Source organism: Ochrobactrum soli (assembly GCF_003664555.1).
GTDB lineage: Bacteria > Pseudomonadota > Alphaproteobacteria > Rhizobiales > Rhizobiaceae > Brucella > Brucella teleogrylli.
In genome coordinates this window covers 55,094-66,100 of record NZ_RCHH01000007.1, presented here as the reverse complement: position 1 = coordinate 66,100, position 11,007 = coordinate 55,094, and the positions used below count along the sequence as shown (strand labels likewise).

Sequence of the window (11,007 nt, the reverse complement as noted above, 5' to 3'; positions counted from 1 at the left end):
AGGGCGCGGCTGTCGGAAAGGCGTCAAAGAAAAGGGACAAAGAAGGGGCGAGGATGAACTCGCCCCTCACGTTGCAGGACGATCCGCTTACTTTGCGGCGTCGATGACCTTCTGCGCGTCTTCCAGCGAATATTCGACATTGGCGACGCCACCCTTCTGGGTGTTGGCCAGATCCTTGTCGAGTGATTCCTGGCTGACGCTGAGGAACGGAACCACGAGGTCCTTCTTCACGTCCTTGCCGTCGAGAATCTGCTGGGCGACCCAGAAAGCCAGCGTGGACACGCCCGGTGCAATCGAAACCGACATGGTTTCATAGCCATTGGCGTCTTTCTGCTGCTTCCACCACTGCAGTTCGTCTTCACGGTTGCCCATGATGATGGTCGGCGTTTCGCGCTTGGCAGCCGCAAAGGCCTGTGCGGCGCCATAACCGTCGCCGCCTTGCGTCACGACAGCGTCGATTTTCGGCAGGCTCGGCAGGATACCCGCCACGGCGCGCTGCGCAACGTCGGCAGCCCAGTCACCGTTGACGGAACCGACGATCTTGAACTTCGGATGTTTCTTAACGCCTTCTTCGATACCGGCATGGATGTTGTCATCGACCGAAACACCAGCGAGGCCGCGGATTTCAAGCAGGTTGCCGCCATCGGGGAAACGCTTTGCCAGATAGTCGATCTGGCCTTCGCCCATGGCCTTGAAATCGACCGCGATGCGCCAGGCGCAAGGCTCGGTGACAATGCCGTCGAAGGAAACGACGGTGATGCCCGCATCGCAGGCTTCCTTCACAGCGCCGTTCAGGGCGGTCGGCGAAGCGGCGTTGATGACGATGGCGTCATAGCCTTGCAGGATCATGTTCTGGATCTGGGCTGCCTGTTCCGTCGCCTGATTTTCAGCGGTCGTGAACGGGTCGGCGGCAGCCACCACACCCGCCTTCACGGCTTCCTTGGTGATCTTGTCCCAGCTTTGCAGCATGGCCTGACGCCAGGAATTGCCTGCATAATTGTTCGAGAATGCAATCTTCTTCGATGACGTGTCGGCAAGCGCGCTGCCCGCCGCAAGAACGCCTGCCAGTGCCGCAGACGCAAAAAGGATTTTCCCAAGCTTCATTTTTTCCTCCCGGTTGCAAATATTCCGCCCCGCAGCGCCCCGGCGCTTCGGTTCGTTTAAACTCAAAATTGGTGCGAAGCCTCCCGCACCGCCGCTCCTCAACGGCACCAACCGCAATTGACGTGATTTCCACTCTTGTCTTGCGGGCAATTTTCTGGTGAAGCGAAGATGAAAGAAGCGGCGCGGTCTGTGAAGGCCGAATGCAGCAACTGAGCTGCGGGTTCCCGCAGCAAAATTGCGGTTTCCCGCAGGACGCGCCGAGGAGGGCGCAGCTTATTATAAGTCTCATGGTTATGAGCGTAACTTGCGTTTGGAGGAGAAACGCTTGGCCGAACTCGCGCCCGGACGGCAGGATAGCAAGCACGATCACGGGCAGGCTGAGCGCCTCCTTGATCACTACCTGAATATTTCCCGGCTTCTGGCGGGGCAGCTCGATTTTGATTCCATCATACAGGCGGTGGCGGCGGAGATCGCCTGCATTCTGCCCTATGACCATCTCGACGTCTGCATCAAGATGCTGGACGGCAAGTTCCACATTGCCTATGAGGCCGGTATCGCGACCGCCTGGAGCCGCAATCCGCCAGCGCTTCTGTCTGGCAGTCCAATCCGCACCCTGTTGTCCGGCGAGGCGGGTTATCTCCTGACCGACGATGCCCGCACCGATCCGCGCTTTCATTTCGAAGGCTCTTTTTCCAGCCCCATCATCGAGCACGATCTCAAGGGCCGGGTTCATGTTCCACTCAAGGCGCAGGGCGATATCATCGGCGCGCTGAGCTGTTCCAGCTTGACGCCTGCCTGCTATTCCATGCGCGACGTAGAGAACGGGCAATCGATTGCCGATCTTCTCGCGCCTTACTTTTTTGCCATTCGCGCCGCCGAGCAGGCCAAGCGTTCGGCCATCGTGGAAACGGAAGCCCGTGCCCGCGAGGAGGGCTTGCGGTCCGGCGCGCTGAAACTGACCGAGGCGCTGGAAACCGAGCGGCACCGCATCGGCATGGATTTGCATGACCAGACGCTGGCTGATCTCACCCGGCTTGCCCGTCATGTCGAGCGGCTCACCCGTGCGCCCGATCTTTCCGGTGAACAGCTGGAGCCGCTGTTTCGCGGTCTCCAGCATTGCATGCGCGATCTGCGGCAGATCATCGAGGAGGCCAAGCCCTCCATTCTACAGCTGTTCGGTTTCGTGCAGGCAACGGAAAACCATCTCGACCGGTCGGTGCGCGATAGTGATGCGGCGATTGAGTGGACGCTGGATGACCAGAGCGACGGCATGGCCGACAGGCTGGAAGAAACGGTCGCGACCTCGCTGTTTCGCATCGTTCAGGAAGCGATCAACAATGTCATCCGCCATGCCCATGCCAGCGAATTGCGGGTGAAGCTGAGCGACCGGGGCGGGCGGCTTCTGGTGGAAGTGATCGATAATGGTATCGGGACCGACCGCCCGGTCCAGCGCCCCGGTTCGGCTGCCGAATTAACGCCCGAACTCACATTGGGCCATGGCATCGACAATATGCGCACGCGCGCGCGGCTGATTTCGGCAGGTTTCGCCATCCGCAAAAATGCGACAGGCCCGGGGACAAGCGTAACGGTGCTTTTGCCGCCGGAAATGTGCAAACCGATGAATGGAGAGAGCGATGCAGGTTCTGATCGTTGAGGATGACCCGCTGCATCGCACTTATCTCAGCGAGGCGGTGCGCGCAGCACTGCCGGAATGCAGCGATATATTCGAGGCCGGAAACGGGTCGGCGGGCGAGAAACTGGCGCGCCAGCATCGCGATGCGCATATCGTGATGGACTTGCAGATGAATGGTCGCAACGGCATCGAGGCGGCGCGTACCATCTGGAAGGAAAATCCCGAAACCCGCATCCTGTTCTGGTCGAACTATGCCGATGAGGCCTATGTGCGCGGCGTGTCGCGCATTGTGCCGGAAGGTGCGGCCTATGGCTATGTGCTGAAATCGGCCTCCGACGACAAACTGCGGCTGGCGCTGCGCAGCATTTTCGTCGAGGCGCAATGCGTCGTCGACCGGGAAGTGCGCGGCTTGCAGCAGAAGAGCCTCAGCCATGCCAGCGGCTTTACCGAGAGCGAATATGAAATCCTGATTGATATCGCGCTCGGCCTGACGGACAAGACGATTGCGCGCCGACGCAATCTGTCGCTGCGCAGTGTTCAAAACCGCTTGCAGCAGCTTTATGAAAAGCTCGGCGTCTATCAGGAAAAAAGCGATAGCGACGAGGGACGGTTCAATTTTCGCGCCCGCGCCGTGACCGTGGCGCTGTTGCGCAAATTGTTGAATTACAGCGCACTGGAGCGCGCAGAAGCCGAACTCAACGAATGGTTGAGCCGGCAATCCGCTTAGCGCCGATTACGTCCAGAAATAACGCACGAAGTGAAAGAACACCGGCGCTGAAAAGACGAGGCTGTCGGCGCGGTCGAGCATGCCGCCATGGCCTTCGATCATGTGGCCCCAATCCTTGACGCCCCGGTCGCGCTTGATGGCCGAAGCCACCAGCCCGCCGAAAAAGCCCATGACGCAAGAGACCGCCGCCAGCGCGCCCGCCTGAAGCGGTGAGAAAGGCGTAAGCCAGGCAAGCCCCGCACCCAGCAAGGATGCGCTGGCCACGCCGCCAACAAAGCCTTCCCAGGTCTTGGAAGGCGAGATATTCGGCGCGATGCGATGCTTGCCGAACAGTTTGCCGAACACATATTGCAGCACGTCGCTGCCCTGAACGGTCGCGACCAGAAAGGCGATCAGCAGCAGTTTTTCACTGTCATAGCCGGGGATATCCAGCGTCATCAGCGCCGGAACATGGCTGATGCAATAGACCGACAGCATGATGCCCCATTGCTGTTCGCTGATGCGTTCGAGAAAGCGCGATGTATCGCCGGAAAGGGCGGTCAGCACCGGCATTGCGAGGAAGCAATAGACCGGAATGAAGATCGAATAGAGCCCATACCATTCGATCCAGATCAGATAATACTGCACCGGAATGACCAGCAGAAACATGCCGAGCAGGATACGGTGATCGCTGCGGCGGGTCTGGGTCAGCGTTACATATTCGCGCAGCGATGCGAAGGATACGAGCGCGAACAGCACGATCACGCCGCCTTTGCCGAACAGGAAGGCGATGCACATGGCCGCGACCATGATCCACCATGCCTTGATGCGGGCATTGAGGTTGACCAGTGTGGATGAAAGCGGTTTTGGCGCGCGCCAGGACAGTATGGCGGCGACAAGGCTTGCTGTCCCCAGAACGCCCATGAGGCCGATGAATAATTGGGTGGTTTCGCTCATGGGCGGTTCCCGTTTCTGGGCTGAATATCGAGAAGTTGTTGGCGCGCTCGCGTCAGAAATTCCTTGCGGTCCTCGCCGTCGCCAAGTTGCACCGGCGCACCGAACACGACGCGGCACAGCAATGGCACCGGCAGGGCAGCGCCTTTCGGCAGCACGCGCGACATGTTCTCGATCCAGCAGGGGACAAGTTCGACATCGGGCCGCGCCAGCGCGAGATTGTAGAGACCGGAGCGAAAACGCAGCAGCGGCTCATCCGTCATGTTGCGTGTGCCTTCCGGGAAGATGATCAGCGAATGCCCATCGGCCAACGCGGTCAGCATCACTTCCATCGGGTCCTGCGTTCGCTCCACCCAGTTGCGTTCAACCAGCACGGTGCGCAGCAGCACTTCGGCCATGAATTGCCGCACGCGATTGGCGCGCCAGTAGTCTGCGCCCGCCACGGCGCGGGTGCGCGCCCGTTCTTCCTGATTGAGACAGGAGGCGAGCAGGATGAAATCGCCATGACTGGTGTGGTTGGCATAATAGATGCGCTGGTTGCGCGATGGCCCCGTGCCGCTCCAGATCGGTCGCACGCCGGTGATGCCGCGTGACAGGATGGCGAGCAACGAGCCGAACAAAGATTGCACCTGATGACGAATGATGGTGCGCATGTCAGAACTCCGCGCCCGGTGGCAGAAGCGCCAGCAGGCTGAACAAGATGATAGCCAGTCCGAGAGAAAGATTTAGACGGCGGACAATGCGGCGCGTTCCCGCAATACGGTCGGAGAGCGGGCGCACGGCCGGTTGTTTTGCCCGCAGGCCCATCCGTTCCAGAACGGAATCGACTTCGGCAAGGGCTACTGTTTCATCGTCGCCAGCGGCGATCATCCGAAACAAGGCGGCGTCGAACAGGAGATGCGCGGCAATGCCCAGCCCAATCAGGGTGCTTGCCAGTAGCACCGGCCATATCAGCCAGAAGGCGAGGTCGTGCTGCGCGCGCGCAAACGGCGCGACACCGACCAGCACAATCGCAATACCAAGCCCGATAAAGGCGCGGCGGCGCAAGGCTTTGGCACTATGTGCGGCTGGAGAGATCATTCGGGCACCTCATGGGCGTGCAGCCGGAGCGGCCAGCCTTTGGCGCGGATGAGGTTTTCGGCCTCACGGGCGCTGGTCGCATGCCCGGATTGCACCAGCCAGTCGACGGCAACGGTTGCGCTTCGCTGGAAGCCAAGCGCACAGCAGATCAGGACCGGGCCTGCGTGGCAGGCCGCTTCCACCGTATCGGCGGCGAGCCGAACCTTCTCCGGCGATGGCGGCAGCAGGTCCATGCAGCAGAAGCTTTTCCAGTCTTCCGCACCGCGCGGCGCAACCAGTTCGGCAGTTAAGTCGATGACGGTTGAGAAGGTGCGGGCTTCGCTTTTCGACGGGAAGCGACCGAGAAACACAGTGTCGGTCAGAGCAATGTAAGGCGGTAATTTCCGTGTCCAGAAAAGGATATTGAGGCGCGCAAACAGCCGGTATGGTGCGAGCAGCCACCGGCTTGCAAGGCTGACTGTGCCGTCTGTCCGTTTCTGGAAAACGTCGGGACCGGCCCCGAAATAGCCCGCCGCCACGATGGCGAGAGCAAGGGCTGGCCAGAACCAGAAAATCGCATAGCCGGTCAGCGTCAGGCCATGAATGCCAAGTGCCAGCAACAATAGCGCACCCGCCAGATAATAACTGCCGAGACGCCGTGCTTTTGCATTATCCGTCAGACGAAAACCGGCAAGTGGCGATGGGCCGGTACGCGGAAACAGCCAGAGCACGAAAAAGCCAAGCAGTGCCCCTGCCGGAATATCGACTGCATGGTGCTGATAGGTTGTCAGCACCGACAGTCCGATCAGCAGGCACCAGATATGCCAGACGGTGCGGGTGCCGCCGCGCATGATGCGGCGCATCTGATCCCAGATGACGATCAACAGCGCGATATGCAGCGAAGGCGCCTGATTGAACGGCTTGTCGAAGCCGCCCAGCACATCGAACATGAAGCCCGGCAGGCCGGAGGTCTCGGGCTTCACGAAAGTCGCGGTCAGCGGAAAGGCGACGAAGCAGATAACGGCGATGATCTGCGCCGTCAGATAGCGCTTTGCGAGACGGTCCACCTGTTCGGGGCTTTCATTGACGAAAAGCGCAATGGCATAGAACAGGTTCACCGACCAGTAGGGCACGATGCTCCACGCGATGAACGGGACTCGGCTTTCCCAGCCAAATGCCAGATTGGGAACTTCGACGCGCAGCGAAGCGAGCCAATTGGCGGTGCCATAGGTCAGGTAGAAAAAGGGACCGAGAAACAACAGCCATAGAATGGCGCGCCGGATGACCGGCCGCCGTGGTGAACCGTCGATCCCGCCCAATGCTGCTGTCACGCTTCCGGCTCTCCGATGCGCTCGGCGATGGAAACGGTGAAAATGCCCCACTGGTCGACGCGCTGTTCTAGCTTGCGATAACCGGCCTTTTCCACCAACTGATCCATTTCCCCTTGCGTGCGGCGACGCATTATCCAGGCTTCGCCGCCGCGATGTGACGTCAGCGCGCGGGCGATCATTTCAAGCTGCGGATGCCATGGCTGGTTGGTGTAAATCAGCAGAGAGCCGGGCTTTTGCGCCCGCGCCAGCCCCGACAGCGAGCGCTCGATCAGCGCATTGTCGGCAAAAAGCTCATAGAGGCCGGATACGATTGCCAGATTTGGCCGTGGCTCGATGGCGGCGAGGCTATCCGCATCGAAGGCGTCGCCTTCTTCCATGCGGGCAATGGTTTCCAGCCCGCGATCGGCGATCAGCTTGCGCCCGGCAACCACATTGATCGGCGAATAATCGCGCAAATATATGCTGTCGGGCATGATGCCCGCGCGCGCCACCGCATCGATCACATAGCGGCCATGGCCGCAGGCAATATCGAGGATATTGGTGGGGCGGCCTTCGCTTTTCAGGCGGGCCAGCGCCTTGCCGATCAGCTCTTCCAGATGCACCTTGCGCTGACGGATGCCACGCCAGCCAATGGCGTCGAGAAACTGCCGGTCGATCAGCTTGCCGCCAGGGCCAAACCCGCGCGTTTCGTTTTCATAGACATAATCGAGTGTCGAGCCGGAATCGAAACCGGTGCGCCGCCCCACTTTCAGCCCTTCGGAAAAAAGCGCGCCAAAGGCGATGGACGAGCGGGTCGAGGCCCAGTAAAGCCCGCGCGGCGACAACAGCGGCAACGGACTGGAAAGCCTGTCGGCTTCGTCGCGTGTATAGCCCGCAATATGCGCTTCGGTCAGGTCGGCGCGCTGCGGCGCTTCGGCAAAGCGCTGGTCGATGAAGGTCTTGATCTTGTCGATAGCCTGCTTGCGATCCTTCTCGCCCAGCGTATCGTGATAGAAACCCTTCAGCACGTGCCGTTCCTTGATGCGGCTGCCGAGATTTTCGAAAAAGCGATGCTGGGGCGTGGGGCGCACCACAAAATCGCTGCCGGAAATCAGAAGCTGTGTCGGCACGGTGATGGCGCGTGCATCATCCACCACGCGCTTTGCCGCTTCATAAAGTTGCAGCAGAATATGCGAGGCGATGGGGCGGGTGATCAGCGGGTCGGTGCGATAGGATTCGATCCGTTCGGGATCATGGGTCAAAAACTGCGGCTTGACGTAGGAATTGACGTAGAACGTGCCCTTCAGCTTCTGCCACAGTGCAATGCCTTCCTTGGCGAAAGGCACATAGAGCTTGATGTCGAAGGCGGGCGACGCCAGCACCAGCGCCCGGATATTCGGCGCATAGTCGTGCACCCATGCGGCGGCAAGCACTGCGCCCACGCTCTGCGCGATGATGGCGACGTCTTCAATGGCCACGCCGGTTTCTTCACGTATATGCGCGACAAAGCTGTCGAGATCGCGGATCGATGCGCCGAAGGACGGCGAGAAACCGCGCTCGCCGGGGGACTTTCCGTGGCCGCGTGCATCCCATGCATAGAAGGCGAAATCATCGAGGCCCAGTTCATCGACCAGATGCGCAACGCGCCCGCTATGTTCGTGGCCGCGATGCAATAGGACGATCACACCCTTTGGCTTGGCGGAGGCAGCGGGCCAGACACGGTAGAACAGCGATGTACCGTCATGGGTTGTAAACCGGGCTTCCGTCGCTTCGCGATGCGCCGTCTTGTGCGTCGGCATTTCTGCATGCTGGCTCATCCGGTCCCTCCCAATTGCTTAATTCAAGCTGCCCGCAATCAATTAACCCCAATTAGTATTGAGTGCAGTAGAATGTTTGAATAAACGAGCAAATGCGAACCGCAAATAGCTGTTTGTCCGATATTGTTCATTTCCCAAGAGATTCTCGATGTCCGTCTATCAGCTAAAGTCACAATTCCAGAATTTACTGCGGCCTTTGGTGGTGCGACTTGCCCGTGCGGGCATGACGGCCAATCAGGTCACAATAGGCGCAGCACTCGGGTCGGTCATACTTGGTGCGCTGCTTTTCTGCAGCGGCGGTGCGCTTTGGTTCGCGCTGGTGCCTGTCTGGCTTTTCCTGCGCATGGCGCTCAATGCGGTGGACGGCATGCTGGCGCGGGAGCACAACCAGAAGAGTATACTCGGCGCTTATCTGAACGAGGTTGGCGACGTCGTTTCCGATGCCGCGCTTTATGCGCCATTCGCCATTGTCGCACCCTTTTCCGGCGCATGGATGTTCGCCATCGTCCTGCTTGCGGTTCTGACGGAGTTCGTGGGCGTTACCGGCGCATCGTTGGGCGCAAGCCGCCGTTATGACGGCCCGATGGGCAAGAGCGACCGCGCGGTGGTCTTCGGAGTTCTTGGCGCGTGGATCGCCGTTGACGGCGGGTTGCCGGGCTGGGCGTTCTGGGTTCAACCGCTGCTGTGCCTGCTGCTGGCCGTGACAGTGATCAAGCGCGTGCGCGGCGGACTTGGCGAAGTTGCTGCTATCGCTCGAAGCGCTTGAGCACACCCAGCAGCAACAACGGCACGAATGTCGTAATCACGATGGCGATGAAGGCCATCGCCATGCCAAGGCCGACCGAACCCTGTTCGAACTGACGCCAGATGAAGATGGATATGGTCTGCATGCCGACAGGCGCGACCAGAACCGAGGCGACCAGTTCACGCGTTGCGACCGCAAACACCAGCAGCATGGCGGTAATCAGGCTTGGTGCGATCAGCGGCAGCATGATGCGGCGGAAAGCCATAAAACTGTTGGCACCGCAAACGCGGGCGGCGGCTTCCAGATTATCGCCGATCTGGTGAAAGGCGGCGGTGGCATAGCGGATCGGCTGCGGCAGCAGGATGCAACAATAAGCGAGTAGCAATATGAGCGGCGTGTTGTAGGGCGAGACCGGCAGCGATGGCTGGTTCCATGCCAGAATGAGACCAACCGCCACCACGACGCCGGGCAGGGCGTTGGGCAGGACGGTCAGCACATCAAGCCAGAAGCGCCCGCGAAACCGCAGTTTCACCACCGCATAGGCGGCGACGGCACCAAGGAACCCGGTCAACAGCGCGCTGCCGAGGCCGAGCGACAGGCTGTTGAACAGTGCGCGCATGCCGCCAGCACTGTTTTCGGCGATGGCTGCGAAATTGTCGAAGCCGAGATTGGCGGGCGTCAGTCCGCCGGAGACGGTTTTGGACAAAGCCGTGGCGAGGATCGCCAGCAATGGAATGCCGGTGGCCGCAAAAGCGACCAGCGCAAACAGCGCCACCACCGGCGCGGTCATGGCGCCCAGCGGGCGCTTGTCCTTCGATTGCGGCTTGCCACCCGTGGTCACATAGGAGCGGCGGGTCAAAATCCAGCGCTGGATGAGGAAAGCCGCTAGTGACAGGCAGACCAGCGTGAGCGAAAAGACCGAGGCCCCGGCCAGATCAATCGGCCAGTCGGAAATGCGCAGGTCGATCTCCGTCACCAGCACTTCAAAGCCCGAGCGGCGTCCAAGCGCTGCTGGCGTGCCATATTCCTCGATGGCTGCCGCGAAGACGAGCAGCAGGCTTGCCGCCAGTCCCGGTGTGGCGAGCGGCAGGGTGATGCGGAAGAAGGACCGCCATGGCGAAGCGCCGAAGACACGCCCCACATCGGAGTATCGCGCACCAACCGCTTCGATGGTGCGCGATACCGCGAAATAGACCAGCGGAAAAGTGTTGAGCGCCATAACGAAACTCATGCCCGCGAGCGAAAATAGGAACGGTGCCAGATGGAATCCGGCAAGCTGTTCGAGATAGCCGCGCGGCTGCAAGGTCATGATCCAGCCAAGCGTCGCAATATAAGGCGGGATCATGAAGGGAACGAGCATAAGCACGTCCCAGACAACAGCAAAGGGCACTTTGTAAAGCGCGCGAAACACCGCGAGCGGCAACGCGATCAGCGCTGACAGCACGACCACGCAAAGGCCAAGCAGCACCGTATTGGCGCTCATGCGTAGAAGCTTCGGATCACCGAACAAGGCCGGAAGATGCAGGAAGGGCTCGGCCAGCGAGCCCTGTCCCAGTTTTGGAAAGACAGCCTGAAGCACGATGAAGACAAAAGGCACGGCCACAACCAGCGCCAGTCCGGCGGTGGCGACAAGTCCGAGCGGGTTGGCGCCAGCGCTGCTATTTGTCTTCATGACGATG

At 60.3% G+C, this 11,007-nt stretch carries 10 protein-coding genes; 3 read left to right on the top strand and 7 right to left on the bottom strand.

All coding sequences use genetic code 11. The features are described 5' to 3' along the window. Positions 1–87: 87 nt before the first annotated feature. Positions 88–1,104 carry an ABC transporter substrate-binding protein gene (locus tag D8666_RS13860; protein ID WP_109367924.1) on the bottom strand — a complete coding sequence of 339 codons (1,017 nt, stop codon included), beginning with the start codon at positions 1,102–1,104 and terminating at the stop codon, positions 88–90. Between the two features lie 325 nt (positions 1,105–1,429). On the opposite strand from D8666_RS13860, the gene D8666_RS13855 reads away from it, so the two are divergent. Both D8666_RS13855 and D8666_RS13850 read left to right on the top strand, forming a co-directional pair. Then, complete coding sequence (locus D8666_RS13855; RefSeq protein WP_109367923.1) at positions 1,430–2,758, top strand: GAF domain-containing sensor histidine kinase; 1,329 nt, start codon at positions 1,430–1,432, stop codon at positions 2,756–2,758. After that, positions 2,739–3,464: a response regulator transcription factor gene (locus tag D8666_RS13850; RefSeq protein ID WP_109367922.1), complete on the top strand. Its 726-nt coding sequence runs from the start codon at positions 2,739–2,741 to the stop codon at positions 3,462–3,464. The genes D8666_RS13855 and D8666_RS13850 overlap by 20 nt, the downstream gene beginning before the upstream one ends. Positions 3,465–3,470: 6 nt before the next feature. Here the strand turns inward: D8666_RS13850 and D8666_RS13845 are convergent, their stop codons facing one another. From D8666_RS13845 to D8666_RS13825, 5 genes are read right to left on the bottom strand one after another with little or no spacing between them, the layout of a single operon-like run. Further along, positions 3,471–4,400, bottom strand: a complete 930-nt coding sequence (locus tag D8666_RS13845) for a phosphatidate cytidylyltransferase (protein WP_109367921.1) — start codon at positions 4,398–4,400, stop codon at positions 3,471–3,473. Further along, entirely contained in the window at positions 4,397–5,050 is a 654-nt protein-coding gene (locus tag D8666_RS13840) for a lysophospholipid acyltransferase family protein (protein WP_109367920.1), read from the bottom strand. Before D8666_RS13840 ends, D8666_RS13845 begins: the two co-directional genes overlap by 4 nt. Position 5,051: 1 nt before the next feature. Further along, on the bottom strand, positions 5,052–5,477 hold the full coding sequence (locus D8666_RS13835; RefSeq protein WP_109367919.1) for a hypothetical protein: 426 nt from the start codon (positions 5,475–5,477) through the stop codon (positions 5,052–5,054). Beyond that, positions 5,474–6,787 (bottom strand): phosphatase PAP2/dual specificity phosphatase family protein, encoded by a 1,314-nt coding sequence (locus D8666_RS13830; protein ID WP_109367918.1) that lies wholly within the window; start codon positions 6,785–6,787, stop codon positions 5,474–5,476. Before D8666_RS13830 ends, D8666_RS13835 begins: the two co-directional genes overlap by 4 nt. Beyond that, positions 6,784–8,565: a bifunctional alpha/beta hydrolase/class I SAM-dependent methyltransferase gene (locus tag D8666_RS13825; protein ID WP_371830824.1), complete on the bottom strand. Its 1,782-nt coding sequence runs from the start codon at positions 8,563–8,565 to the stop codon at positions 6,784–6,786. Before D8666_RS13825 ends, D8666_RS13830 begins: the two co-directional genes overlap by 4 nt. Before the next feature lie 166 nt (positions 8,566–8,731). Here D8666_RS13825 and D8666_RS13820 point away from each other — a divergent pair, with 166 nt between their 5' ends. Next, positions 8,732–9,349 carry a CDP-alcohol phosphatidyltransferase family protein gene (locus D8666_RS13820; RefSeq protein ID WP_109367916.1) on the top strand — a complete coding sequence of 206 codons (618 nt, stop codon included), beginning with the start codon at positions 8,732–8,734 and terminating at the stop codon, positions 9,347–9,349. On the opposite strand, the gene D8666_RS13815 is transcribed toward D8666_RS13820, so the two are convergent. After that, positions 9,330–11,000 carry an ABC transporter permease gene (locus tag D8666_RS13815; RefSeq protein WP_109367915.1) on the bottom strand — a complete coding sequence of 557 codons (1,671 nt, stop codon included), beginning with the start codon at positions 10,998–11,000 and terminating at the stop codon, positions 9,330–9,332. The genes D8666_RS13820 and D8666_RS13815 overlap by 20 nt on opposite strands. Positions 11,001–11,007: the final 7 nt, after the last annotated feature.

Excerpts from the sequence above, each read along its gene's own strand:
- D8666_RS13840 (WP_109367920.1), bottom strand. The coding sequence starts at position 5,050 with ATGCGCACCATCATTCGTCATCAGGTGCAATCTTTGTTCGGCTCGTTG.
- D8666_RS13815 (WP_109367915.1), bottom strand. The coding sequence starts at position 11,000 with ATGAAGACAAATAGCAGCGCTGGCGCCAACCCGCTCGGACTTGTCGCC.
- D8666_RS13850 (WP_109367922.1), top strand. The coding sequence starts at position 2,739 with ATGCAGGTTCTGATCGTTGAGGATGACCCGCTGCATCGCACTTATCTC.
- D8666_RS13825 (WP_371830824.1), bottom strand. The coding sequence starts at position 8,565 with ATGCCGACGCACAAGACGGCGCATCGCGAAGCGACGGAAGCCCGGTTT.
- D8666_RS13820 (WP_109367916.1), top strand. The coding sequence starts at position 8,732 with ATGTCCGTCTATCAGCTAAAGTCACAATTCCAGAATTTACTGCGGCCT.
- D8666_RS13835 (WP_109367919.1), bottom strand. The coding sequence starts at position 5,477 with ATGATCTCTCCAGCCGCACATAGTGCCAAAGCCTTGCGCCGCCGCGCC.
- D8666_RS13860 (WP_109367924.1), bottom strand. The coding sequence starts at position 1,104 with ATGAAGCTTGGGAAAATCCTTTTTGCGTCTGCGGCACTGGCAGGCGTT.
- D8666_RS13845 (WP_109367921.1), bottom strand. The coding sequence starts at position 4,400 with ATGAGCGAAACCACCCAATTATTCATCGGCCTCATGGGCGTTCTGGGG.